This window comes from Yoonia sp. JB2-21, from assembly GCF_055693545.1.
The window spans coordinates 1,160,799-1,186,167 of sequence record NZ_JBVFUC010000001.1 but is presented as its reverse complement, the minus strand read 5'-3'; the positions used below and the strand labels follow the sequence as shown (position 1 = coordinate 1,186,167).

The 25,369-nt window shown below is 57.0% G+C and carries 26 protein-coding genes and 1 pseudogene; 14 read left to right on the top strand and 13 right to left on the bottom strand.

Annotation, left to right across the window (positions count from 1 at the left end; all coding sequences use genetic code 11):
• Nucleotides 1-51 precede the first annotated feature (51 nt).
• Both ACZ1G5_RS05940 and ACZ1G5_RS05935 read left to right on the top strand, forming a co-directional pair.
• Nucleotides 52-609 carry a hypothetical protein gene (locus ACZ1G5_RS05940; RefSeq protein WP_472731971.1) on the top strand — a complete coding sequence of 186 codons (558 nt, stop codon included), beginning with the start codon at nt 52-54 and terminating at the stop codon, nt 607-609.
• A gap of 46 nt (nt 610-655) precedes the next feature.
• The gene (locus ACZ1G5_RS05935) at nt 656-1,777 is read left to right on the top strand and encodes a trans-sulfuration enzyme family protein (protein WP_472731970.1); all 1,122 of its coding nucleotides are present in this window, start codon (nt 656-658) and stop codon (nt 1,775-1,777) included.
• Here the strand turns inward: ACZ1G5_RS05935 and ACZ1G5_RS05930 are convergent.
• A complete protein-coding gene (locus ACZ1G5_RS05930) occupies nt 1,774-2,148 on the bottom strand; it encodes a rhodanese-like domain-containing protein (RefSeq protein ID WP_472731969.1) in 375 nt (124 codons plus the stop codon). The two genes, ACZ1G5_RS05935 and ACZ1G5_RS05930, sit on opposite strands and share 4 nt — an antisense overlap.
• 191 nt (nt 2,149-2,339) lie before the next feature.
• Nucleotides 2,340-3,026 (bottom strand): response regulator transcription factor, encoded by a 687-nt coding sequence (locus tag ACZ1G5_RS05925; RefSeq protein WP_472731968.1) that lies wholly within the window; start codon nt 3,024-3,026, stop codon nt 2,340-2,342.
• A 157-nt stretch (nt 3,027-3,183) separates the two neighbouring features.
• Between ACZ1G5_RS05925 and ribA the strand changes: the two genes are divergently transcribed.
• From ribA to ACZ1G5_RS05905, 4 genes are all read left to right on the top strand, one after another.
• Entirely contained in the window at nt 3,184-4,260 is a 1,077-nt protein-coding gene (gene ribA, locus ACZ1G5_RS05920; protein WP_472731967.1) for a GTP cyclohydrolase II, read from the top strand.
• An 89-nt stretch (nt 4,261-4,349) separates the two neighbouring features.
• Nucleotides 4,350-4,844 (top strand): L,D-transpeptidase family protein, encoded by a 495-nt coding sequence (locus ACZ1G5_RS05915; RefSeq protein ID WP_472734283.1) that lies wholly within the window; start codon nt 4,350-4,352, stop codon nt 4,842-4,844.
• A 48-nt stretch (nt 4,845-4,892) separates the two neighbouring features.
• Nucleotides 4,893-5,396 (top strand): RNA pyrophosphohydrolase, encoded by a 504-nt coding sequence (locus ACZ1G5_RS05910; RefSeq protein ID WP_472731966.1) that lies wholly within the window; start codon nt 4,893-4,895, stop codon nt 5,394-5,396.
• A complete protein-coding gene (locus tag ACZ1G5_RS05905) occupies nt 5,393-5,878 on the top strand; it encodes a hypothetical protein (protein ID WP_472731965.1) in 486 nt (161 codons plus the stop codon). The genes ACZ1G5_RS05910 and ACZ1G5_RS05905 overlap by 4 nt, the downstream gene beginning before the upstream one ends.
• Here ACZ1G5_RS05905 and ACZ1G5_RS05900 read toward each other — a convergent pair.
• Nucleotides 5,858-7,045 carry a lytic murein transglycosylase gene (locus tag ACZ1G5_RS05900; RefSeq protein WP_472731964.1) on the bottom strand — a complete coding sequence of 396 codons (1,188 nt, stop codon included), beginning with the start codon at nt 7,043-7,045 and terminating at the stop codon, nt 5,858-5,860. The genes ACZ1G5_RS05905 and ACZ1G5_RS05900 overlap by 21 nt on opposite strands.
• 121 nt (nt 7,046-7,166) lie before the next feature.
• Here ACZ1G5_RS05900 and ACZ1G5_RS05895 point away from each other — a divergent pair, with 121 nt between their 5' ends.
• Nucleotides 7,167-7,574 (top strand): DUF1801 domain-containing protein, encoded by a 408-nt coding sequence (locus ACZ1G5_RS05895; RefSeq protein WP_472731963.1) that lies wholly within the window; start codon nt 7,167-7,169, stop codon nt 7,572-7,574.
• A 55-nt stretch (nt 7,575-7,629) separates the two neighbouring features.
• On the opposite strand, the gene ACZ1G5_RS05890 is transcribed toward ACZ1G5_RS05895, so the two are convergent.
• From ACZ1G5_RS05890 to ACZ1G5_RS05850, 9 genes are all read right to left on the bottom strand, one after another.
• Nucleotides 7,630-8,856, bottom strand: coding sequence for an MFS transporter (locus ACZ1G5_RS05890; RefSeq protein WP_472731962.1), 1,227 nt, complete (start codon nt 8,854-8,856; stop codon nt 7,630-7,632).
• A gap of 83 nt (nt 8,857-8,939) precedes the next feature.
• Nucleotides 8,940-11,195 carry a ribonuclease R gene (rnr, locus tag ACZ1G5_RS05885; protein WP_472731961.1) on the bottom strand — a complete coding sequence of 752 codons (2,256 nt, stop codon included), beginning with the start codon at nt 11,193-11,195 and terminating at the stop codon, nt 8,940-8,942.
• 34 nt (nt 11,196-11,229) lie between these two features.
• Nucleotides 11,230-11,643, bottom strand: a complete 414-nt coding sequence (locus ACZ1G5_RS05880) for a GNAT family N-acetyltransferase (RefSeq protein ID WP_472731960.1) — start codon at nt 11,641-11,643, stop codon at nt 11,230-11,232.
• Complete coding sequence (dapE, locus tag ACZ1G5_RS05875; RefSeq protein ID WP_472731959.1) at nt 11,640-12,782, bottom strand: succinyl-diaminopimelate desuccinylase; 1,143 nt, start codon at nt 12,780-12,782, stop codon at nt 11,640-11,642. The genes ACZ1G5_RS05880 and dapE overlap by 4 nt, the downstream gene beginning before the upstream one ends.
• A 50-nt stretch (nt 12,783-12,832) precedes the next feature.
• On the bottom strand, nt 12,833-13,537 hold the full coding sequence (locus ACZ1G5_RS05870; RefSeq protein WP_472731958.1) for a heme-dependent oxidative N-demethylase family protein: 705 nt from the start codon (nt 13,535-13,537) through the stop codon (nt 12,833-12,835).
• A gap of 15 nt (nt 13,538-13,552) precedes the next feature.
• Entirely contained in the window at nt 13,553-13,882 is a 330-nt protein-coding gene (locus ACZ1G5_RS05865) for a hypothetical protein (protein ID WP_472731957.1), read from the bottom strand.
• Nucleotides 13,879-14,160 carry a hypothetical protein gene (locus ACZ1G5_RS05860; protein ID WP_472731956.1) on the bottom strand — a complete coding sequence of 94 codons (282 nt, stop codon included), beginning with the start codon at nt 14,158-14,160 and terminating at the stop codon, nt 13,879-13,881. Before ACZ1G5_RS05860 ends, ACZ1G5_RS05865 begins: the two co-directional genes overlap by 4 nt.
• Nucleotides 14,161-14,988, bottom strand: a complete 828-nt coding sequence (gene dapD / locus ACZ1G5_RS05855) for a 2,3,4,5-tetrahydropyridine-2,6-dicarboxylate N-succinyltransferase (RefSeq protein WP_472731955.1) — start codon at nt 14,986-14,988, stop codon at nt 14,161-14,163.
• A gap of 57 nt (nt 14,989-15,045) precedes the next feature.
• Nucleotides 15,046-15,591, bottom strand: a complete 546-nt coding sequence (locus ACZ1G5_RS05850; RefSeq protein ID WP_472731954.1) for a thioredoxin family protein — start codon at nt 15,589-15,591, stop codon at nt 15,046-15,048.
• Nucleotides 15,592-15,681: 90 nt separating this feature from the next.
• On the opposite strand from ACZ1G5_RS05850, the gene ACZ1G5_RS05845 reads away from it, so the two are divergent.
• On the top strand, nt 15,682-16,527 hold the full coding sequence (locus tag ACZ1G5_RS05845; RefSeq protein WP_472731953.1) for an LOG family protein: 846 nt from the start codon (nt 15,682-15,684) through the stop codon (nt 16,525-16,527).
• 64 nt (nt 16,528-16,591) lie between these two features.
• On the opposite strand, the gene ACZ1G5_RS05840 is transcribed toward ACZ1G5_RS05845, so the two are convergent.
• Nucleotides 16,592-17,638 carry a LacI family transcriptional regulator gene (locus ACZ1G5_RS05840; protein WP_472731952.1) on the bottom strand — a complete coding sequence of 349 codons (1,047 nt, stop codon included), beginning with the start codon at nt 17,636-17,638 and terminating at the stop codon, nt 16,592-16,594.
• Nucleotides 17,639-17,833: 195 nt separating this feature from the next.
• Here ACZ1G5_RS05840 and ACZ1G5_RS05835 point away from each other — a divergent pair, with 195 nt between their 5' ends.
• The 6 genes and pseudogenes from ACZ1G5_RS05835 (at nt 17,834) to ACZ1G5_RS05810 (ending at nt 25,363) form a co-directional block, all read left to right on the top strand.
• Nucleotides 17,834-19,060, top strand: coding sequence for an ABC transporter substrate-binding protein (locus tag ACZ1G5_RS05835; RefSeq protein WP_472731951.1), 1,227 nt, complete (start codon nt 17,834-17,836; stop codon nt 19,058-19,060).
• 182 nt (nt 19,061-19,242) lie between these two features.
• Nucleotides 19,243-20,076, top strand: a pseudogene (locus tag ACZ1G5_RS05830) (carbohydrate ABC transporter permease); the annotation flags it as partial.
• A gap of 184 nt (nt 20,077-20,260) precedes the next feature.
• The gene (locus tag ACZ1G5_RS05825; RefSeq protein ID WP_472731950.1) at nt 20,261-21,157 is read left to right on the top strand and encodes a carbohydrate ABC transporter permease; all 897 of its coding nucleotides are present in this window, start codon (nt 20,261-20,263) and stop codon (nt 21,155-21,157) included.
• On the top strand, nt 21,154-22,233 hold the full coding sequence (locus ACZ1G5_RS05820) for an ABC transporter ATP-binding protein (RefSeq protein WP_472731949.1): 1,080 nt from the start codon (nt 21,154-21,156) through the stop codon (nt 22,231-22,233). The genes ACZ1G5_RS05825 and ACZ1G5_RS05820 overlap by 4 nt, the downstream gene beginning before the upstream one ends.
• Entirely contained in the window at nt 22,230-24,605 is a 2,376-nt protein-coding gene (locus ACZ1G5_RS05815) for a beta-mannosidase (protein ID WP_472731948.1), read from the top strand. Before ACZ1G5_RS05820 ends, ACZ1G5_RS05815 begins: the two co-directional genes overlap by 4 nt.
• 11 nt (nt 24,606-24,616) lie before the next feature.
• Nucleotides 24,617-25,363 carry a sugar phosphate isomerase/epimerase family protein gene (locus ACZ1G5_RS05810; protein ID WP_472731947.1) on the top strand — a complete coding sequence of 249 codons (747 nt, stop codon included), beginning with the start codon at nt 24,617-24,619 and terminating at the stop codon, nt 25,361-25,363.
• The last annotated feature ends 6 nt before the right edge of the window (nt 25,364-25,369 follow it).

The window sequence follows — 25,369 nt, the reverse complement described above, 5'->3', positions numbered from 1 at the left end:
CGACAGCTTTGCCCTAACTCAGTCGGGTGGGGTTAGGGCTCAGAGGATGTGATGCGGCTTTTTGGACTGACTATTCTTTGCGCGGTGATTGCGTCCCCTGTGATGGCCATCGTCGTTGACGGTGACATCGTTCAGCAGGAAGGCGACGGGGAATTTGTCATTCTGGAAACAGAAGCCCCCTTTGCTGTGGGGCAAGATAACTTCAACACTGACAATCTTTATGCGTTCAACGAAGATCAAAACATTGTTCTGGATGCGCCGGTGCGTGTCGATATCGGGAGCGAGACAGGGCTGCTCGCTGCCGGCACCGAAGTTGCCAGCCATTATGTGTTCTTTGATGGCACGGAAGGGTCGCATATTGGTTTTGTCGACTTTGATGCGCCGATCTTAGGGATTGCAGCGTTTCAGGATACGATGGCCGCAACGGATTTTCTGGCCAACAACAGCGTGACCTACATCGGCACTGAACTGCGTGGTCTTGAACGGGGTGACTACGTCTGGATCGACGAAGAACAGCCGACGCGCCTATGGGTCTTTTGGGCGGGGTCATCGCCGGGTGACTACGTGCGCGTCTTTACCGAGCGGTCTGTTGGCGCTTTGATGATGTGACGCTTGGGGGCTTGCGCTTTGGCGCGGGTCCACGGCACAAAGCAGCATGGATAAGACATTGAAACCGGCTACCCTTGCCGCACATGCGGCTGGCGCACTTGATCCGCAATCAGGCGGCGTCGTGCCTGCATTGCAGCCTTCGACGACATATCTCCGGGATGAAGACTATCAGTTGATAAGGCCTGACAATATTTATTCACGCGCGGACTCCGATAATCTGCGTCAGGCAGAAGAAGTGTTACGCGCGCTGGAAGGCGCAGAAGAGACGTTTCTGTTCCCATCTGGCATGGCAGCGATAGCAGCTGTGTTTCGGACCCTGCCAAATGGCGGCACCGCGATCCTGCAGTCCGGCATCTATTGGGGCACGACGGCGTGGGTCAGGGATTTCTGCGCGCGGCGCAGCATCACACTGATCGAAGTTGATGCGGATGATTTGGTCGCGACATGTCAGGGACAGGCGGCTGACTTGGTTTTTGTAGAAACCCCTTCAAATCCGTGGCTCAAGACGGTTGACCTGCGCGCTGTCGCGGATGCTACGACAGCGGCATTGGTCGTTGATGGTACAGCGGCTACCCCAATCCTGACCCGGGCGCTCAACCACGGAGCTGACATCGTGATGCATTCAGCGACCAAGGCGATCAATGGTCATTCCGATGTGCTTGCCGGGGTGCTGTCGGCCCGGACGAAAAACACTGAAATCTGGGATATGATCCGCACGGACAGGAAAATGGCCGGTGCAATCCTTGGCCCGTTTGAGGCGTGGATGCTGACGCGTGCCATGCGCACCCTGCCCCTGCGGGTCGAGCGGATGTCACAAAACGCCCAAGCGCTGGCCGCGCACCTGTTGGCGCATCCGGCGGTTGCGGATGTGTTTTATCCCGGCCTGCCATCGCATCCCGGGTTTGACGTTGCACAACGGCAGATGCAGGGCGGCTTTGGCAGTCTGCTTTCGGTTTTGGTCAAGGGGGATGGTGCCGACGCGCTGCGCGTTGTCGGGAACCTGCAGCTTTTCTTGCGTGCCACGTCACTTGGCGGCGTGGAAAGCCTGGTGGAACACCGGCACACGATTGAACCGCACACCGGCATTCCGGAAAACCTGATCCGTGTGTCTGTCGGGATCGAGGATATCGGTGACTTGATCGCCGATTGGGATCAGGCGCTGGGCTAGTCTTCGACCGGGCCGCCTGCCTCTTTCCAATCGCCAAAGCCACCGATGTTGGTCACATGTGCGAAACCCATGTCCTTGAGCGTCTTGCCAGCAAGAGCGGCCTGCCCACCCGCACCGCAGATCAGATAAAGATGGGCGCCTTTTTGTAGCGCGTCGTTGTGAAACGGCGTCGCGGGATCTGCGACAAATTCCATCATGCCGCGCGCGATGCGATGCGCGCCCTTGATTGTACCGGTCTTTGCAATCGCACCACTATCGCGCACATCAACAAATACACCGCCACCGGCATTGTATTTGGCAACCGCGTCTTCGGCGCTCATCCGCGGGACAACGGCGTTCGCTTCGTCCATAAAATCTTTTGCTGCTTTCATCGGAACTCTCCCTTGTGATGTCATACAAGTAAGTAAGCGCTCGGTTCCAAATAGCCAGAGCCAAAAAAAAGCCCGGACACAAGGTCCGGGCAAGTCCAACAGGGAGGTGGAGATATAACCCGATCTCCGGCGGGATTCTTGGGAGCCCGGTGACCCGACAGGGAGGGGCCTGATCACCGGGAGGAGTACTTCTACGCCACTAATCTATAGCCACCGGATTCGGTCACAAGAAGGCGCGCATTTGACGGATCTGGTTCTATTTTTTGACGAAGACGGTAAATATGTGTCTCTAATGTGTGCGTGGTCACGCCGGCATTATAGCCCCAAACCTCGTGCAAGAGCACATCACGGGCGACGACACCTTCGGTCGCACGATAGAGAAACTTCAGGATATTCGTCTCTTTTTCGGTCAGGCGAACCTTCTTTTCGTCCTCTGTCACAAGCAGCTTTTGGGCTGGTTTGAACGTATACGGCCCAAGCTGGAAAACAGCGTCTTCGGACTGTTCATGGGTGCGCAACTGGCTGCGGACACGCGCCAAAAGAACGGGGAATTTGAACGGCTTACTGATGTAATCGTTTGCGCCAGCGTCCAGACCATAAATGGTATCAGCATCGCTGTCTTGCGCGGTCAACATCACGATCGGGCACTTCACACCCTGCTTGCGCATCACACGGCAAAGCTCGCGGCCATCCGTGTCAGGCAGGCCCACATCAAGGATCATCAGATCGTAGAGACCTTCCTTGGCTTTCACCATGGCGCTCGCACCATCGTCTGCCTCAAAGACGTCAAAGTCTTCGGTCATCAGCAATTGCTCACCAAGTGCTTCGCGCAGGTCGTCGTCGTCGTCGACCAGTAGAATCTTCTTGAGTTGTCCCATGACATCCTCCTTCGTTACGTGATTAGATTTGTGCTCTGTTTACGTTTCAAACAACCAATCCATTCGCAGTTTCACACGGACGTGTGATTTGTCGTGCAAATGTTTCACTTTCGCGCGCAAACGGATATGAATTGAAACAAATCAGAGGCTGAGACGCATGGCATTCGCCCCGGACATTACAGAAAGACTGGCCCGCGCCCGCGCAGATTTGCGCATGGGCGTGCCAATTGTGCTGGACGGTGGCGCAGTAGTTTTGGCAGCCGAGACGCTGGACGCAGCCCGGCTCGCCGATTTGCGCACTTTGGGCGGCGCCCCTGTTTTGGCCGTCACAGGGTGGCGGGCCGATACGCTGAAGGCACGCGCTTACGATGGCGACATCGCGCGCATTGTTCTTCCACCAGATGCGACGTTAAATTGGGTGCGGGCCATTGCGGATCCAGCCGATGACCTGCGCGCACCGATGAAGGGCCCGCTACAATCGGTCCGCGAAGGCGCTGCAGATCTGCATCGTGCGGCGATTGCATTGGTCAAGGCCGCGCGTCTTTTGCCTGCTGTGATCGTCCTGCACTTGGACAACGCGGTGCAGTTCGCCAAGCAAAACAACCTGACACTCATTCCAGCGAACGCTGTGCTCGATACCGGGCTAAGCCCATTAAACCCGATCATCTCTGCGCGGTTGCCGTTGGATGTGTCCGAGGCCGGCCGTTTGCACATCTTTCGCCCCGATGATGGCGCGGAAGAGCATTACGCGGTCGAGATCGGCCAGCCAGACCGCGCAAAGCCGGTCCTGTCGCGGTTACATTCGGCCTGTTTCACAGGTGACTTGCTGGGATCGCTGAAATGCGACTGCGGCCCGCAGTTGCGCGGCGCGCTGGCGCAAATGGGAACCGAAGGGGCAGGGGTCCTGCTATATCTCAACCAAGAAGGGCGCGGCATCGGGCTTGCCAACAAGATGCGCGCCTATTCCCTACAGGATCAGGGGTTTGATACGGTCGAGGCGAACCACCGGCTTGGATTTGCCGATGATGAACGCGATTTCAGGATCGGCGCCGAGATTTTGAAGCGAATGGGTTTTTCTGCGGTCAGACTGTTGACCAACAACCCCGCCAAAGTCGCCAAGATGGGTGCCTGTGGAATTGACGTAAAAGAACGCGTGCCACTGAAAGTGGGCGAAAACCAACATAACCACGCGTATCTGGCAACGAAGGCCGCGAAGTCAGGCCATTTGCTTTAGTCTCCGGGCGTCGCCACATGAAGCAGGCGCCATTTGAAACGGGCGGTTGGGACGCTCTCACAAACATAAACTATGGTTTATCCGGCAATATGAAACACACCGACCTTGTCCTCACACCGACCCATTTGCGGTTTATGAACAGGCGTTTTCCCTGCACGATTGGGCGGGGTGGTTTGACTTCACGTAAGGCCGAAGGGGATGGTGCAACACCACGGGGTACCCACCGTCTTGTGGGCATGCTTTACCGGGCTGATCGCATGGCAAAACCCGCGGATTGGGCCCTGCCAATCGGCCCATTTGACCTGTGGTCAGATGACATAAAAGACCCCGACTACAACATGATGGTACGCGCCCCGCATGCCTTTAAACATGAGCTTTTGCGCCGTGCAGACCCGATGTATGACCTTGTCATTCTGACCGATTGGAACTGGCCTTATGCGGTCAAGGGCCGGGGCTCCGCGATTTTTATCCACGCGTGGCGCGGGCCGGGTCGCCCGACGGCCGGATGTGTGGCGTTAAGGCCCGATCATCTGCGTTGGATCGCGGCCCGTATCCGGCATGAAACCCGACTTGTTATCGCATAACTGCTGGCATCGCGCATAAACTTGGGTCACTGCAGCAAGGGACGCCCAATGAAACACCAAGGCCCATTCATGACACCCCAAGAAATTTCCGAACTTCCCTACCGCCCGTGCGTGGGCATTATGATGGTCAATCCGCGCGGGCATGTCTTCGTGGCCCAACGCAAAGACCGCGACACAGATGCGTGGCAGATGCCGCAAGGTGGCGTTGATAAAGGCGAAAAGACCCGCGATGCTGCACTTCGCGAATTGGAAGAAGAAACCAGCGTACCCCCCAATCTGGTCACGATCGAGGCTGAAAGCATGGGGCTCATTCGCTATGATCTGCCGCATGAGCTGGTGCCGAACATTTGGAAGGGCCGGTATCGCGGACAAGAGCAGAAGTGGTATCTGATGCGGTTCCACGGACTGGACAGCCAGATCAACCTTGAGACAGAGACACCAGAGTTCACAGCATGGCAATGGATGGCGCCCGATAAACTCGTGGCCAGCATTGTCCCATTCAAGCGCGTCGTGTATGAACAGGTCCTCGAAGAATTCGGAGCCGCCCTGTGAAACCTCTTCTGTTAGCCGCCGCTCTTGCAACTGTCAGTGCACAAGCACAGGCCCTTAGCTGCATGCGGCCCGATCCGATACAGACATTCCAGAACGTGGCGGCCTCGGCTGACGGCTACTTCGTTCTTTATGGACAGCTGTCTTTTGATCCCGACGACCTGCCGGTCCGTGATTTGTCACAGCAGGGCGCTGACCCCGCGCCAATCGCGGCGCGTTTCGCGGGCAAAGGCCTGACGCGTCAAGGGTTCACCAATGACTACTACAGCGACGTGATCTTGCAGATCACCTGCGCCAGTGTCTGGTGTGGGTCTGCACGCAGCGGTGTGGATGCGCTCTATTTCGTGCGCGCCACCGAACCGCCAGTTACTATGATAGCGTCCCCATGTGGCGGCCTGATCTTCGAAGAGCCAAGTCAGGCGGTCCTGGACATGATCACAAGCTGCATGCAGGGCGGGCCCTGCTCACCGCAACCTTTGCAATAAAGCCATTGACGGATGACCATCCGGCGGCAGGCCGACGGTGCGTTGATAGGCGCGAATAGCGCTGCGCGTATTCGGCCCAATCCGCCCATCGACCCCTTGCGTTGAGAACCCGGCATTCGTCAGCAGTTGCTGCAACTCGCGCCGCTCGGAACGGCGCAATCGCCGCTCATCCGCCGGAAACGGGGTTTGGAACGGGCCAGCACCGCGAATGCGGTCCGACAGATGTCCAACGCCAAAAATATACGCCTCTGCGTTATTGTAGCGACTGATTACGTCGTAGTTGCGGAACAACAAAAACGCAGGTCCACCGACACCTGTCGGCGTGCTGAGCGTCGCATCTCCGTAGTTTGGTACAGGCTGCCCATCAACGCCAACCACCCCAAGACGTCCCCAGTCGGTTGGGGCGCGGGTCACACTGCGCCCGGTTTGGTTAAAGTCAAAGCCTGATGGCAAGCGCACTTCGACACCCCAAGGCTGTCCCTTGCGCCAGCGGAACTGCCGCAGATAGGCCGCCGTTGACGCCAACGCATCACTGGGATCGTCGGACCAGATGTCGCGTCGTCCATCACCGGTGAAATCGACAGCATAGGCCTCGTAGGACGTTGGCATGAACTGGGTATGTCCCATCGCACCGGCCCATGATCCAGTCATATTGCGCGGCGCAACATCCCCGTTTTGCAGGATTTTCAGCGCGGCAATCAGCTGGTTCTCAAAAAAGGCGCCGCGCCGTCCATCGTAAGCCAATGTCGCAAGGGTCGAGATCAAAGGCGTGTCGCCGCGCCGCGCGCCATAGTTGCTCTCCATCCCCCAAAAGGCCACGACTACATGCGGTTCCACGTCAAAGCGGGCCTCGATCTGGGACAAGAGCGTTGCATAACGCTGGACCTGTTCGCGGCCATTGCTGACGCGCGCATCCGACACGGCTGTGGCCAGATAATCGGCCATAGGCCGGACAAACTCGGCCTGATTGCCGTCACGCTCTACGCTATCGGTCAGATAGCGGACATTCGCGAAGGCCGCATCAAACGTGCGATCAGATATGCCTGCTGACCGGGCACGGCCCCGAAACCGCGCGATCCAGTTTTGAAAACCCGCACTTTGCGCCACTGCCAGATGCGGCACGGTCAGCGCCGATACTGCGGTTGCCATGAATTGCCTGCGTTTCATTTCCGCCTCCTGTTTTTTCTTCAGGTTATAGCAAAGTGACGCGGGCTGTAATCAACTCTTGTTCACGGTGCGGCTTTTTGCCGGTAAGCTCGGAGACAGCGACATGAAAGGCGGCATCGTGATGAAACATCCTTTTTCCAGCGACAAAGTGGCGAATGTCTTTGCCGGTTTCCCCAAAGCAGAACGCGATATGGCACTCAGATTGCGTGATCTCATCTTTGAGGTGGCGGGCACCATCCCAGAGACAGGCCAGATCGAAGAAACCCTGAAATGGGGACAACCTGCCTATCTGACACCAGAGACGAAATCAGGAACGACCCTGCGTGTCGGCATGGCCAAAGGCGGCGGCACCGCGATCTTTGCGCCTTGCAGCACCAATATCATCAGCAGCTATGCGGCGACGTTTCCCAATGAGGATAAGATCGAAGGGAACCGTGCCGTGATCTTCAAAGACCCCGATGAGATTGTGACAGACCGGCTAAGGCTGCTGGTCCGGCATGGGCTGACGTATCATTTGGTAAAAGGTTAAGCGGACAAAGAGTGATTTCGCTGTGTTTGCGCAAATGACTGCTTCGCAGATTCCCTCATTGAATGTCATCTACTTTTTTTGAGAATATGTAAACAGAACCGCATATAAGTATGAGGGCCCCCATAAGACCAAAAGCAATCCGGTATTGGGTTTCAACGTCAAATCCCGCATTGGCCGCAACATCAAGGACTGAACCAAAGCCGAGTTGCATGGCTGGGATTGCAGCTACAGAAACAAGCGAAAGCAAAGTCGATGCTCGACCAAGCATATGGTCGGGAACTGCCCGTCGCATGTGTGCACCTAGGGGGATATAGAACTGTTGGAGAAAGACCATAGCCAACAGGAGGGTGATTGAGGTTGTTGGACTGGATGTTTTCAGAACGGCCAGCAGGATAAGCATTGATCCGGAAAGGCAGACGGCTGTAAGTATCACGCGCTTTCTTGATTTGGCCCTCCGGTCCATTAGCCCGAAAGCATATCCTGCGACGATAGCGGCCGAGAACAAGAGCAATAGAACGCCACCCGCCTGCTCTGGAGAAAGTCCTATTGCGTCTTGCAGGTAGGGGCCTCCCCACAGACCGGTGATGGCAGTGATTGGCGCATATGTTACCGCACCCAACACAAGTATCCTCAGGAACTCTGGTTGGGATAGGAGCGTGAGAAACCCCTGTTTGGCAGCATCCGTATCGGTTTGTGTTGTCTCTGTTGTCCCAGACTTTATGGAACGAAATACAACAAGGGAGAGCAGAAGCGTTGTCGCAGCCACGCCTGAAAAAATGACTGGCCATGACATTCGCTCAAGTGCAAAGGCGAGAGGATACGTCCCAAGCAACCCACCAATCCCGCCAAGTGTCACGACCAAACCACTGACATAACCAAAGTCATTGCTTGTGAAGTTCCGTGCGATGATGACGTGCGTTGCGGCCCCCATCGCGGCGAGCCCAATCCCGATTAAGACTCTGGATAGAAGCATCCCTTCGAAGCTGTTGGCGAAGGCAAAAATTGCAGTCCCAATTGCGATAATCAAAATGCAAAGGCTCAGGACAATACGTGGCCCCTTCTTGTCCAGTGCAACACCAAAGGGTGCCTGCGCCAAGATAGTGGCGAAGAACATGGCCGAAACCAAACCACCGATTGTCGCAGCAGATAGCGCAAACCGATCCATTAGGATTGGAGTGAACACGCCTCCTGACGCACGGTGAAACTGGCCAAGCGCAAATATCCCTACACACACGAAGAGAACAATGAGTTGGTGTGGATTGTAGCGAGACGAAGAAAACATGCTGAAGAGTTAATTGATAAAGCTGCCGTTCGCCATCCCGCAGCAGTCAAGAAACTTTGGGCTCCAAGCGGTCATTTACCTCCCTACTTCCGCGTCCGTTTCACCTTCCGCGCCGTTTTCGCCGCCTTCTTGCGCGCTGACCCAACTTTGCGCTTTGGCGGCTTGCCCCGCCCGCGCGATGGCCCACGCGGCATCACCCGGTCTTCCAGTGTCAGCAATTCAACAATTAGCCCGCCTGTTACCGGGGCCGCCTCGGCCAGTTTGACGGTCACCCGCTGCCCCAGGCCAATCACCATGCCGCTGTCAGACCCCATCAAGGTCTGGCTGTCCCCATCATAGTGGAAATATTCGCGTCCCAACGTGCGGATCGGGATCATCCCATCAGCCCCGGTTTCATCCAGCTTCACAAAGACCCCGAACTTCGCAATCCCGCTAATCCGCCCGGTCAGTTCCGCCCCGATCCGATCCGATAGGAAGGCTGCAAGATAGCGATCTGTCGTGTCGCGTTCTGCCGTCATCGACCGGCGTTCCGTATCGCTGATCTGCTTGGCGGTCTCGGTCAGATGCTCCACATCCCACGGGCTTAGCCCATCATCGCCCCAGCCATGCGACGCGACCAAGGCGCGGTGTACGATCAGGTCGGCATAGCGCCGGATGGGCGAGGTGAAATGGGCATAAGCCCGGAGCGCGAGGCCAAAGTGGCCGAAGTTTTCGGGGAAGTAATAGGCCTGCGTCATCGACCGCAGCGTGGCAATGTTGATCAGCTCATCATTTTCGGTGCCAGTGGCCCCTTTCAGCAGCTTATTCAGATGGGCGGTTTTCAAAACCTGCCCTTTGGCCAGAACCAAGCCCGATGCATTCGCGACCTCGCGCAGCGCCTCCAGCTTTTCGGGGCTAGGTTCTTCATGCACCCGGAACAGCAGCGGCGACTTCTTTGCGATCAACGTCTCAGCAGCAGCGACATTCGCCAGCACCATAAATTCTTCGATCAGGCGGTGGGCATCCAGACGCTCTTTGTAATTCACCGAAGTCACTTTACCCGCATCATCCAGCACGATCTGCCGCTCTGGCAGGTCCAGCTCTAACGGCTGGCGCTGGGCGCGCGCTTTCATCAAGGCGGCGTAGGCATCGTAAAGCGGCGTGATGATGTCATCCATCATCGGCGCAACTTTGTCATTTGGACGGCCATCAACGGCCTCTTGCACTTCCTCGTAGTTCAGCGAGGCGGCAGATTTCATCAAACCACGATGAAAGACATGGTCAATCTTGTTCCCCACCGCATCAATGCGCATCGCCACGGCGAGACAGGCGCGCTCGACACCTTCGTGCAGCGAGCATAGGTCGCCAGACAAACGGTCCGGCAGCATCGGCACAACACGATCAGGGAAATAGGTCGAGTTGCCACGCTTGCGCGCCTCACGGTCCAGTTCCGAACCGGGGGTGACATAGTGGGCGACATCGGCAATCGCGACCCAGATGATGAAACCACCCGCGTTCTTTGGGTCAGGATCAGGCTCCACGAAACAAGCGTCATCATGGTCGCGCGCATCCCACGGGTCGATGGTGACAAGGGGAAGGTCGCGCAAATCCTTGCGGCCTTTCAGACCGGCGGGCTTGGCCGCATCCGCCTCTGCCACAACCTCATCGGGGAAATGATCGGGGATGCCGTGCTGGTGAATGGCAATCAGCGATACTGCACGCGGCTCTGTTGGATCACCCAATCGGGCGACGATACGCGCCTTGGGCAAGCCCATCCGGCCCTTTGGCCCGGCTTGCTCGGCCTCGACCAATTCGCCATCTTTCGCGCCACCCGTGGCACCCGCCGCGACGGTCCATTGCTTGTCAGACCCTTTGTCGATGGGCAGGACACGGCCCCCTTCCGACGCTTGCCGAAACACCCCCAGAATACGCTGGGGGTTCGTGCCGATGCGGCGGATCATGCGGGCGGTGTGGCTGTGGTCTTCGGTTTTGTCGACGGTCAGGCGGCCCAGGATGCGGTCGCCCGGCCCAAGTGCGGGATCGCTCGAACGCAGCATCATCAAGATGCGCGGCTCGGCCCCTTCGCCTTTCCATTCCAATGGGCGGGCAAACAGATCGCCATCACCATCAGCACCAACCACTTCCAGCACCGCCACCGGCGGCAACTCCTCGGCATCGCGGTAGGAACTGCGCCGCTTGGTCAGCTTGCCTTCTTCTTCCAGCTCTTTGAGCAGGCGTTTGAGGTCAATACGCGCGGCCCCTTTGATGCCAAAGGCCTTCGCGATGTCGCGTTTGGCGGCTTTGGTGGGGTGTTCGGAAATCCACGACAGGATTTCGGCTTTGGAAGGAATACGTATCATGATCCCCGCCTAGCACGACCGCGTGCGGGCGTCATCACAACTCTCGGATCATGTCCTGATGAGGGATGCCTGCGTCATCATAAAACGGGCCAGTCGCGACAAAGCCAAGGCGGGCATAGAACCCGATAGCATGATCCTGCGCGCCCAGCTTGGCATGAGTCGTGCCAGATTGGTCGCGCAGATAGTCCATTGATGCATTCACCAAAGCCGCACCCAGACCCGTACCGCGCTGTTCAGGCAGCACGCAAATCCGACCAATCTTGCCGATAGAGCCATCCATCAGAATGCGGGCCGTTCCCACCGGTCGGCCCTCGACAGTAGCCAGCAAGTGCACACCCACCGGATCAAAATCGTCGATTTCATCCGCCTCTGCGATCCCTTGTTCATCAATGAACACCCGTCGGCGCAATGCAATGCAGGGCGCGTAGTCCGTAACAACTTTGATCATGCAAAGTAATCCTGCAAAATCCGCGTATAGATGGCTTTCAACTGGCCGATCTGGTCCACTGCGACACGCTCATCCACCTGATGCATGGTCTTTCCGACCAGACCGAACTCGACCACTGGACAATGGGCTTTGACAAACCGTGCGTCCGATGTGCCACCCGATGTCGACAATTCTGGTTTACGTCCGGTTTCGGCCTCGACGGCGCAGGCTACCAGATCAGACAGTTCTCCGGGCGGCGTGACAAAGCTTTCGCCGGACACTTTCACCTGCATGTCGACCCGCACGCCAAACGTCTGTGCAACACGATTGGCCTCTTGCTGCATCCATGTTTGCAGGCCTGTGCTATCATGGGCGTCGTTGAAGCGGATGTTCACGCAGGCCTTGCTTTGCGACGGGATCACATTGGTGGCCGGGTTGCCGGTATCGATGGTCAGCACCTGCAAGGACGACGGATCAAAATGATCTGTGCCCTCATCCAGCGCGCGCGATGACAAGACATCCATCAGCCGCGCCATCGCAGGCATCGGGTTCTTGGCACGATGCGGATAGGCGGCATGGCCTTGCTGCCCAGTGATCGTAAAGAACGCAGTCATGGACCCGCGACGTCCGATTTTCATCGCCTCACCCATCACATCCGGGCAGGTCGGCTCGCCCACCAGACAGACAGTCATGGCTTCATTGTTGGCATCCATCCAGTCCAACAAGGCGGTGGTACCATCCAGGGCGTCAGCCTCTTCATCGCCAGTGATGGCAAGAACGACCGCGCCGTCCGGTGGGGTCTCATTCACAAAATCAATCGCCGCAGCGGCAAAGGCGGCGACACCAGATTTCATATCGGTGGACCCGCGCCCATAAAGATAACCATCTTTAATCTCGGCCCCAAAAGGGGGCATCGTCCAAGCGGCCTCATCCCCCAACGGCACAACATCGGTGTGCCCGTTAAAGCCAAAAGTCCGATTGGCACCCCGACGGCCCCAGCGGGCATAAAGGTTGGAAATACCCCCACGATCCACGCGGGTGCAGGTAAACCCGCCCTTGGCCAGCAAATCTTCCAGCAGCACCAATGCGCCGCCTTCCTCGGGGGTGACGGAGGGACAGCGCACAAGGTCGGCGGTCAAGGCAACGGGATCGGTTGGCATATCAGGTCTCCTTTGCCCCATGGCTAGCGGGAAGGGGCCGGGGATGCAATTTATGCGCTGACAACAAAGGTGTGGATCGTAAACACAACCGCGTCGGTGCGTGGCAATCGTAAGATGCACTGTCGCTCGGAGCGGGTGAATGGTGTCTCCTGCCCATCCATCTTCTTGTAGGGTTGATGCAGGTCCGCATCGCTATAGCGCAGTTTGTTAAATCGCCAGAGCGGCCTGCCGACCTGCACCCCATCAAACAGGCGTTGCACACGGCGGGCGATATTGTCGTCATATTCATCAACCGGATCGTGGATGCCGGTCAAAGGGCGATTGACTTTCTCGGCCAGTCGCCAATTGGCCGGAAAGCAAAGAACTGCGCTGGTCATGACATGCTCTGCCCCGCGCTTTTCCAGCACGCAAATATCTTCCTGCACCAGATGGCCGAGTGTGTGCAGCGGTGCATCCCAATCAATCGGGACGGTCCGTGCGTCCGGGCACGTGACGCTGCTGTCTGACACCAAAAACCCCCGATTGGGCAGTATTTTCAACGCCTCGGTCAGAATCTCCTGACCGGTTTCCAAGGTGGCCGTGTCTTCAGAGAGGACCGCAGCCTTACGTGCTGCCATCAATTGCGCGCGGTAGGCCATCTGCCGGGCATAGGCGTCGTCGACACGCAACCAGTCATCTGCACCGCAAGGCATCGTGCCGGGCAGTTGGGCTTCGGTAGTATGCGCATCGGGTAACGCGTCTTGCAAGATTACCATCACGGCCCCCGTCGCCTAGACCTTGTCAAAGAACGGGGTCATTTGTGCGACGATCACGCTGTTTTCTGCGCGGGCACGTTGCATCAGCGCTTTTTCATCGTCCGAAATATCATGCCCCTCGGCCAGCCGCTCGTCCAAGGTGCCATAGCCGGAGACATCCAGCGGGGCCAAATCGGCTTGCTTGAGGATCGCCACTGTTTCACGGACAGCTTCGGCTTCATCCACGCCGCTGGCGTAACACATCAGGGCCGCACCCGTGGCCTCTTCGGGCAGACCGTCGCCTGCGTTGCGACCCACCTCGACAAGCAGGGTATAGACCTGCTGGCGACTTTCTTTCTTGGTCATGTGGTCTCTTTCTCTTCCCAGCGCGATCGAACCGCCCAGATCGTCGAGACGATGATGACAATCTGCAAAGGCGCGTAGATCACCAGCATCAGCGCAAGGATACGCCAGAACAGCGTCAGGTTCATCACCGTGGTCAGCGTCACGGCAGGCAAAAACAGAGCGGCCAGCAAAACTGAGATGATCACGATATCTGCGGCGACAGGCAGCCATGCCGCCTTGAACGACGGGCGCACGCCAGCCGCAATACGCTTGCGCGCGACTATGCGGCTGATGATCACTTAGTCCCGCAGCAGATCATTGATGCCGGTCTTCGAACGGGTCTTCTCATCCACCCGTTTCACGATCACAGCGCAATACAGATTGATGTTGTTCTTGCTGGGCATAGAGCCTGCAACCACCACCGAATAAGGGGGTACCTCGCCATACATGACCTCGCCGGTTTCGCGGTCGACGATCTTGGTCGATTGACCGATGAACACACCCATGCCAAGGACAGAGCCCTCGCGCACGATACAGCCTTCGACAACCTCGGACCGGGCCCCGATAAAGCAATTGTCCTCGATGATCGTTGGGCCCGCCTGCATTGGCTCCAAAACGCCGCCGATACCCACACCACCGGACAAATGCACGTTTTTGCCGATCTGTGCGCAAGACCCGACAGTGGCCCAGCCATCAACCATAGACCCTTCATCTACATAGGCGCCAAGGTTCACAAACGAAGGCATCAGCACCACGTCCTTGGCGATATAAGCCGAGCGACGCACGATAGAGCCGGGAACAGCGCGAAAGCCTGCGTCGCGCCATTGGTTTTCGCCCCAACCGTCAAATTTGGATGGCACCTTGTCCCACCAGGTTGTTCCGCCGTTGCCACCAGAGATCGGCTCCATGTCATTGAGGCGGAAGGACAGCAAAACCGCCTTCTTGGCCCATTGGTTTACATGCCAGCTGCCATCGTCCAGCTTTTCCGCTACGCGCAGCTTGCCACTATCCAAAGCGTTCAGCGTGTCCTCGATGGCTTCGCGGACCTCACCCTGCGTGGCGGTGTTGATGGTATCGCGGGCATCCCACGCGGCTTCGATGGCGGTCTCTAGGGTGGCATTGGACATGGTGGGGCTCTCCGGTCAGATGATTTCAGAGGCTTCTAGCGGGGCAGGGCGCATCAATCAACGCCACTTGATCGAACATCCCATTGAGGGTGTTTGCATCTCCGGCCCATGCCCGGTCTGAGCGATCAGACGCATCCCATTGACCAATTCCGGGGTGCGTCCGGACGGATCACCCATGCCGGCATCATCAATGCGGCCACGGTATTGCAATCCGCCCTGCGCGTCGTAACCAAAAAAGTCCGGCGTGCAAACGGCACCGTACGCCTGACCAACCGACTGATCCGCATCGACCAGAAAGGGCGCGGTCAGACCATGGGTCGCGGCAAACCGCATCATATTCTCAGGACTGTCTGCGGGATACGCCGCCCAATCATTCGACATGATGCAGGCCACGCCAATGCCTTCGGCTTGCAGGGTTTGGATGTCGGCTACCAGCCTTTCGATGATTGCGATGACATAGGGGCAATGGTTGCAAATAAAGGCGACCAACAGCCCGTTTTCACCCATCAAGCTGTCTCTGGAATGAGTCACCCCGTCTGGCGTCGCGAGTGAAAAATCCGGGGCAGGGGCTCCAAAATCGCAAATTGGGGTTTTCAACAGCATGGCGTGTCCTCTCACGTTTCTGCGTATTTGCATTGCATCTTGGGCCCGGTCAGGCAAGCTTGGCCGCAAACAAGGCAGGATACCGATTTTATGAAAGACAACCGTCACCACCCGTTCCGCGACAGCCACCAAGACCGCGAGGCGGCTAGCCATATCCCCGATACACCGCAAACACGTGCGCCCTCTTATGCGCTGGCCTTTGCTGACGAGAACTTTATGTGCCGCGAAGAATTGCGCCCGGTACGGTTGCAGTTGGAACTTCTCAAGCCGGAAATGCTGATGAATGAGGCGGACATCAATTCGACTATCGTTCTGTTTGGTGGCGCACGTATCCCAGAGCCCGCCAAGAAAGACAGTGCGCGCACCCAAACTCTGGCGGACCTGTCGCAATATTATGAAGAAGCGCGCCGCTTTGCGCACATGATGACAGCCAAGTCGCTGGAAACCGGCGGCACAGATGATGTGATCGTCACAGGTGGCGGTCCCGGCGTGATGGAGGCGGGCAACCGCGGCGCCCAAGAGGCCGGCGGGCGCTCTATCGGGCTCAATATCGTTTTGCCGCATGAGCAGGCACCAAACGAATATGTCACGCCAGAGCTTTGCTTCAACTTCCATTATTTTGCGATCCGCAAGATGCATTTCCTGATGCGCGCGTCTGCCGTCTGTGTGTTTCCGGGTGGTTTTGGAACTTTGGACGAAACATTCGAGGCGCTGACCCTGATCCAGACCGGACGGATGGAACAGGTGCCGTTCTTGTTGTTCGGGAAATCTTTTTGGGAAAAGATCATCAATTGGGACGCGCTGGCTGACGCAGGAACCATCTCGGCCGATGACCTGAAGCTGTTCCGCTTTGTCGAAACCGCCGAAGAGGCGATGGAGGCTTTAGCAACGTGGGAAGGCAAAGGCGAAAAGCGCGGTGTCATCCCGGGGCGTTAGGATAGGCATAGCTGGTGGGGGCTCTCAATGGCCCTCATCATGCAACGCGCGTTGCGTCGATTGATCAAGCAGAAACGATATCAGAGGGGACTTCCAGCGCTTGCATCGGGGTGTCGTCGGGGTTGCGAATGGCCTGAATAGCGGCCTTTGCCAAGAAATCGCCAGCCGTATTAACCTGTTCTGCAATCGTCAGAATATCCGCACGAAACAGTTTCAGAAATGGCATCGCTTCTTTGGAAAAGACATCAATCTGCTGACCGACCTGCGCGCCATGCTGTTCCACTGCGGCAACCGCAGCCATCGCAGATGAGGTTGAAGCCGTGATGACGCCGTCAATTTCCGGGCGCTCTTGCAGCAGGGAACGCAAGTCCGCGACGACGTCGGCGCTGGGGGTATCGCTGGTGATATTCTGCGCAATCGTCACATTCACATCTGCTGCTTTTGCGCTTTCCAGAACACCGGCCATCATATGCTGCGCATAATTGTGGGCGGCAGGCGGGGCGACGACATGTATGTTCTTGCGGCCGCGCGCTGCCAGCTGTTTGACGGCAAGACTGCCAAAAGCGCCATTGTCGAAATCATAATAGGCATGCTGATCGGCCCAGTTCGTCCGCCCGTGGGTCGCAAAAGGAAACTTGCGGTCCATCAGATAGGCCACACGCGGATCCTCGGCCTGGATCTGGTTCATGATGACGGCGTCGGCGGATCCGGTTTCCACGATATAACGGACGGGCTCCATCGGGTCTTGATCCGGGAAAAACGGTGTGACGACCAGATGAAATGGCGTGTCGCGCAGGCCACTTGCAACGGATGCAATCAGACGGGCGGTATGGCTCATTAAATCATGCTCTGTCGACATCACCAGACTAATCACATTCGTGCGCCCGGTCCGTAGGCGCACACCAGCGCGGTTTGGGACATAGCCAATTTCATGCGCAATCTTGCGGATCAGCTTCTTGGTTTCACTGCCAATGTCGGGTGCGTCGTTCAGTGCACGCGACACAGTCGGAACTGCCAAGCCGCTCATGCGCGCAATGGTCTTTAGCGTCGGCTTGGCATCCGACGGCGCGCGCGCGGCTGCAAGGCGAGTAGGTGCTTTGCGTTCCGGCATGACGAAGTTTCTCCTGTTTGGGCATCCGTTTTTTGGGTGCCTTTGGTCGCGACTTTGGATCAAAAACAGCATTAGAACAAAGCGTTAAATGCCAATCGCCGGTGGTGGTTAATGTTTGCTTAATTTGTCTTGCGAGGTCAATCTAAATCGTTATAGGCTCATCTACAACGATTTAGAACCAGGGAGGAGAGAATCGTGAAACTCACTACAAAACTACTCGCGGCGACGGCCATCGTCAGCGCATCGGCGGCATCCGCTGTTGAACTGGAAGTCACGCATTGGTGGACATCCGGCGGTGAAGCGGCAGCCGTTGGCAAATTTGCGGACGCATGGAACGCAACCGGAAACACATGGGTTGATGGCGCAATCGCCGGGTCCGGCGGGACAGCGCGCCCCATTATTATCAGCCGCATCTTGGGCGGTGACCCAATGGGTGCGACCCAGCTGAACCACGGCCGACAGGCCGAAGAATTGATCGAGGCCGGCCTGATGCTCGACCTCACAGACGTCGCCGAAGCGGGTGGTTGGGCGGATATCGTCAACCCTTCCTCGTTGCTTGACAGCTGCACGCTTGATGGCCGCATCTATTGCGTTCCTGTCAACATCCACTCTGCGCAATGGCTCTGGCTCAGCCACGAAGCCTATGAAAAGGCGGGTCAGCCCGTTCCTGCAGACTGGAACGAATTTGTGGCATCTGCCCCGGCTCTGGCCGAAGCAGGATTGGTCCCCCTCGCAATGGGTCAGCAGGGTTGGCAGCAAAATCTGGCGTTTGGTGCGATCACCATCGCTGTTGCTGGCACAGATGCATGGCGTGAAGTCACAGTAAACAAGAACGCTGACGTTGCACGTGGCCCGGAGTATACAGCCGTGTTCGAAGCGGTCGCTAACGCCCGTGAACTGGCGCGCGATAGCAACGTGCAAGACTGGAACCAAGCGACCAACATGGTCATTACCGGCATGGCTGGCGCACAGCTGATGGGTGACTGGGCGCAGGGTGAATTCTCTGTTGCTGAACAGGTCGAAGGCGAAGACTATTCCTGTCTGCCGGGCCTGGGTCTGAACGAAATTCTCGATACTGGCGGTGACGCGTTCTACTTCCCCGCCAACGATGATCCAGAAATCACAGCGGCTCAGAAAGAACTGGCCGCGCTCCTGATATCCCCCGAAGTGCAAGTGTCATTCAACCTCGCCAAAGGCTCCCTGCCAGTGCGCGGTGACATTGACATGGCAGCGGCCAACGGCTGCATGCAAAAGGGCCTCGGCATTTTGGCTGACGGGGGCATCCTGCCATCCGGCGACCAATCGCTGTCCGCAGATACACAGACACAGATCGAAGATCTGATGGCTGAGTTCTGGTCCGGCGACATGCCAGCGGCAGATGCCCAAGCGCGCTATGCTGACCTGATCGCAGCCGCCGACTAATACCACTCGCCTCCCGAGCGGCCTGCCTGATCCGTCAGGTGGGCCGTTTGGAGCCTGCGCAAAGGTCCGCATCAGTCAGGCCAAGTCGCCAAACAAGGGGAGCCACCATGTCAGTGGTAGAAGACGGAGCGCTGGATAGCGTCAAAGGGGCCAAACGTCCGATACGCCTTTTCCGCAATCCAATGGCCAAAATCGCCTCGATCCCGATGATCCTGACGGCAATGGTGGTCTTTGTGGGTGGCACGCTCTGGACCGTGGTCCATTCATTTTCGGGATCAAAACTCTTGCCCAAACTCAACTGGGTTGGCTTTGATCAATATGAGCGGCTGTGGGATACCCCGCGCTGGCTCATCTCTATCTCCAATCTCGCGCTCTATGGCATCTGCTCGCTTATCCTGACGCTGACGATTGGTTTCATTCTGGCCGCATTGCTCGACCGCAAAATCCGCGGTGAAAGCGCGTTTCGCACGATTTTTCTCTATCCCTTTGCACTGTCCTTCGTTGTCACCGGGATCGCTTGGCAGTGGATTTTGAACCCCGATCTGGGTCTGCAAAATCTGGTGCGGGAATGGGGTTGGACCAGCTTCAGCTTCGATCCTCTCAACGACCCCAACACCGTCATTTTCGGCCTATTGATCGCAGGTATCTGGCAAGGGTCAGGGCTGATCATGTGCATCATGCTGGCGGGCCTGCGCGGCATTGACGAAGACATCTGGAAAGCCGCTCGGGTTGACGGGATCGGCACCGCAAAAACCTACATCCGCATCGTGATCCCGATGATGCGGCCGGTGTTCATCACCTCACTGGTTCTGATCGCTTCGGGCATCATCAAGCTTTACGATCTGGTCGTCGCCCAAACCAACGGCGGGCCGGGGATCAGCTCTGAAGTGCCGGCAAAATACGTGATCGAATATATGTTCCGGGCGCAAAATTTGGGCCAGGGGTTCGCGGCCTCCACCATGATGCTGGTCTCGGTGATCATCATCCTGATCCCATGGGCCTATCTGGAATTCGGCAAAGGCATGCGCATCCTGCATTTCCTTGGCATGATGGCGCTTGTGCTGATCACGCTCGCCACCGCCGTTGCAGTGGTCGTGACATGGTCCTTCGGTTTGTCGATGTTGCTTGCGTTGGTCTGCTTTGCCATCGCCGCCGGCGCACTCACCTTCTATCTGCGTTTCGTCAAGGGGCACACACAGCATGACTGATATCGCACTGACAGGGCCGCGCGGCCCCAAGCCCAAGAAACGCTTCAGCCGTGCCAATATTTTCCTCTATGGCACGCTGATCATGGTCAGTATGTACTATCTGCTGCCGCTTTACGTGATGGTTGTAACCTCACTCAAAGGGATGCCGGAAATCCGGCTTGGCAATGTCTTTGGGCCGCCGCTAGAGGTCACGTTCCAACCGTGGGTCAAAGCATGGTCAGAGGCCTGCACGGGCGTCAACTGCGACGGCCTTTCGCGGGGGTTCTGGAACTCGGTCAATATCCTGATCCCATCCGTGGTGCTGTCCATCGCGATTGCGTCAGTGAACGGCTACGCCCTATCAAACTGGCGGTTCAAAGGATCCGAGGTGTTCTTTACCATCCTCATCCTTGGGGCCTTCATCCCCTACCAAACCATGATCTATCCTATCGTGATCCTGCTGCGCGAAATCGGTCTGATGGGTGATCTGGGTGGGTTGGTTCTGGTGCACACGATCTTTGGGATGCCGATCCTGACGCTTCTGTTCCGCAACTACTTTGCCTCCGTCCCCGAAGAGCTGTTCAAAGCCGCTCGCGTCGATGGGGCCGGGTTCTGGCGGATTTACTTTCAGATCATGTTGCCGATGGCGCTGCCGATCTTTGTGGTGGCGATTATTTTGCAGGTCACCGGCATCTGGAACGATTTTCTCTTCGGCGTGATCTACACCAAACCGGCGACATATCCGATGACGGTCCAGCTAAATAACATCGTGAACTCGGTGCAGGGCATCAAGGAATACAACGTCAATATGGCGGCCACACTTCTCACCGGCCTTGTGCCACTCGTTATCTATTTTGCATCCGGTAAGCTTTTCGTTCGGGGCATCGCAGCAGGGGCCGTCAAAGGATGAGCTATTCCGTAGAAATCAAACAACTCGATCTTGCCTTCGGGGCGGTCAAGGTTCTGCAAAACCTTGACCTGAACATCAACGAGGGCGAATTCCTTGTGCTGCTCGGCTCGTCCGGTTGCGGCAAATCCACCTTGCTGAACTGTATCGCGGGTCTGCTCGAAGTCACCGACGGCCAAATCCACATCAAAGGCAAGAACGTCACATGGGCTGAACCGTCAGAACGTGGCATCGGGATGGTGTTCCAATCCTATGCGCTCTATCCGCAGATGACGGTGAAGGGGAACCTGTCGTTTGGGCTTAAGAACGCCAAGCTCCCCAAGGATGAGATCGAGAAGCGGGTCGCGCGTGCAGCAGAAATCCTGCAAATCGGGCCGCTACTGGATCGCAAACCGGGTGCTTTGTCAGGTGGCCAACGCCAGCGTGTCGCGATTGGGCGTGCACTGGTGCGGGACGTCGATGTGTTCCTGTTTGATGAGCCGCTCTCGAACCTTGACGCCAAGCTGCGCGTCGATCTGCGCGTCGAGTTGAAACGCCTGCACAACCAGCTGCAAAACACGATGATCTACGTGACGCATGATCAGGTCGAAGCGATGACGCTCGCCGACCGGATCGCGGTCATGAAAGGCGGGGCCATCATGCAGCTTGGCACGCCGGATGAGATCTACAACCAACCTCGCAACCTCTACGTGGCTGATTTCATCGGCAGCCCGTCGATGAACTTCCTCGAAGGTCATCTGGAAGGCGGGACCTTCAAAGTCGACGACATGGTCATGCCAATGACTGGATACGACTTCGCAGCCCCCCAAACCGCTGATCGTCCCGCGGTGATCGGTATCCGGCCAGAACACGTGGTGACAGGCGAATTGGTCAAAAACGCGCCACTCCAGTTCAGGATTGAGGTCGATCTGGTCGAACCAATGGGTTCTGACACTCTCGTTTATGCGCAACTGGGTCAGCATAATTTCCGCATCCGCATGGACGGGCAAGCCACCGTCAAACAAGGCGAGACCATAGCAATTGGTGTTGATCCATCGCGCGCATCGCTCTTTGACAAAGCAACCGAGGACCGTTTGTGAAGCCACTCAACTTGGCGGGTGAATGGTCCCTGTCAGATGACAGTGGGGACTATGCCTGTCCGATCAATTTGCCCACCGATGGTATCAGCGCACTACATGATGCGGGGCTGATCCCTGATCCCTATTGGGGGCGCAACGAATATAATCTGCGCTGGATCGCGGAGCGCGATTGGGTTGCGACCCGGACGTTTGAATTGACCGATACCGATGTTGATCTGGTGTTGTCCCGGGTCGATACGATTGTTGAGGTTGTCGTGAATGACACCCTCGTTTTGACGTGCGACAACGCCTTTCGCACCTTTCGGGTCAGCCTTTCTAAAATCGCAAAAGCCGGGACCAACACGATCCGTGTGAGCTTCAAAAATTCCATCGCACATGCGGCGAAACTGCAAGACGCACAGCCATTCTATTTGCCTTACCAAGAGAGCAATAATCCAATCCCCAACGTCAATCTGCTGCGCAAGCCGCAATGCGATTATGGTTGGGATTGGAACATCGCGCTGGCACCCTTTGGCATCTATGGCGATATGCGGATTGAGCAGGCGACAGCGCCGCGCATAGACGGGGTTATGGTCACGCAGGATCACACCGGCGACGGGGTGCATCTTGCGATAAAGGTGACTGTGTCCAATTTTGAAGGCGAAGTTTCGGCCACGATTGCGGGGCATACGGTGTACGTACAGTGTATGTACGGCGTATGTACGCTTTCCGTACACATCAAAGACCCAAAAATCTGGTGGCCCGCAGGGCAGGGTGATCAACCGCTCTATGATCTGTCAGTGACCGCAGGACCTGCAATTTCGACGCGCAGGATCGGTCTGCGCAAGATGGAACTGATCACCGAAAAAGATGCGGCAGGGCTTGGTTTCAAATTCCGTGTCAACGGGCGGGATGTGTTTGCCAAAGGGGCCAATTGGATTCCCGCCGACGCGCTTGCCGGCCAGATCACACCTGCCAAAACCCGCGACCTTTTACAGTCGGCGCTGGACGCGAACATGAACATGATCCGCGTCTGGGGTGGCGGGCGATACGAAGACGATTGGTTCTACGATATCTGCGACGAACTGGGTCTGATGGTCTGGCAGGACTTTATGTTCGCGTGCAATATCTACCCGTCAGACGACGACTATCTTGAAAATGTGCGCGCGGAAGTCGTTGAAAACGTTCAACGATTGCAGCATCACGCTTGCCTTGCCTTATGGTGTGGTGACAACGAACTGATCGGTGCGCTAACGTGGTTTGAACAAACGCGGGCCGACCGTGACCGCTATCTAGTGAACTACGACCGGCTGAACAGAATGCTTGAACAGGCGCTAAAGTCCGTGGACCCTGACGCGCTTTGGTGGCCATCTTCACCGTCACCCGGCCCGCTGGATTTCAACGATGCCTGGCACAATGACGGATCGGGCGACATGCATTTCTGGTCGGTCTGGCACGAAGGACGCGACTTTGATCACTACCGCGATGTCGCACCGCGGTTCTGTTCCGAATTCGGCTTCCAAAGCTATCCGTCGATGAACGCCATCCGCAGGTTTGCCGCCCCCGAGGATCAAAACATCGCGGCGCCGGTTCTGGAGGCACACCAGAAAAACGCAGGCGGCAATGCACGCATTGCCGAGACAATGTTCCGCTATTTCCGCTGGCCCAAACACTTTGATGATTTTGTCTATCTGTCTCAGGTCCAGCAAGGAGTGGCGATCAAGACAGCGGTAACCCAATGGCGCAGCCTGAAACCGCATTGCATGGGAACTTTGATCTGGCAGCTCAATGATACATGGCCGGTGTGTTCATGGGCGTCGCTCGATCACGGCGGCGACTGGAAGCTGCTGCATCACATGGCTCGTGAATTCTATGCGCCCGTGCTGGTGACCGCCCTGCCGTTCAACGACCAAATTGTGCTGCGGGGGATCAATGATGTGCCCGTCTCGCAAGAGGTGATGATCGAGGTCAATGCCGTGACTATGGCCGGTAAGCTGCGCAAGCTTGGGGCAGTAACCGCCACCTTGGAACAGGCAGCATTGGATCTGTTTACGATCAACGCCGCAGATTTGCGATCCGATGAAATGCTCCACGTCCGCTGGTGCTTGCCCGACGGCGCGGCGCATACGGATATTTTCGCGCCGCGTCCATACAAAGACTATGACCTGCTGCCACCGCAACTGACGCATCAGGTCACCGGCAATCAGATCACGATCACGGCCCAAAGCCTCGCGTTATTTGTTGCGGTTGAGGCGGATGTACCCGGACAATTTGACCAAAACGCGTTCACGCTACTGCCCGGCGAGGATTGCACAGTCACCTTCACCGCTAGTGATCCCGATGACACACCCACCTTTGTGCTGCGCGATCTGCACAGCGCCACTTACGCATAGAAAGGCTGTTCATGCCCCGGATTTCTTATCAGCTATATTGCTCTCGCAACCATCCACCGCTGCCCAAGACGGTGCAAATGTTGGCCAAAGTGGGCTATCGCGAAGTCGAAGGATTTGGCGGCCTGTTCAGTGACGTGGCAGCACTCAAGGCAGAGCTTGATGCAAACGGATTGCGGATGACCAGCAGCCATATCGGGTTGGACATGATAGAAGATGACCCTGTACGAACGCTGGACACGATCAAGACATTGGGGATCGAAAAGGTCTTTGCGCCCTATGTTGCGGCTGATGCGCGGCCAACCGATAGCGAAGGCTGGATTGCATTTAGTAAGCGGTTGGCCGAGGTGGGCAAGCGGCTTGAGACTGAAGGCGTTCAATTTGGTTGGCATAACCATGATTTCGAGTGCACGCCCACGCCGCAGGGCGATCTGCCCCTTGACCTGATCGCAGCTGCATCTGGGACCATGAAACTAGAACTCGATTTGGGCTGGGTGCGCGTTGCCGGACATGATCCGGTGGCCTGGATCAATAAATATGCAGATCGGTTAGCGGCAGTGCATGTCAAAGATATCGCCCCTGATGGTGAATGCGTCGACGAAGACGGTTGGGCAGATGTCGGACACGGGATCATGGATTGGGCCGGCGTCCACGCAGCACTCAAGGCCGCAGGTGTCGATCACTATGTGGTTGAACATGACAACCCAGCAGATGACGTGCGTTTTGCGACACGTAGTCTTGCATCCATTCAGAATTTCTAAGGAAAC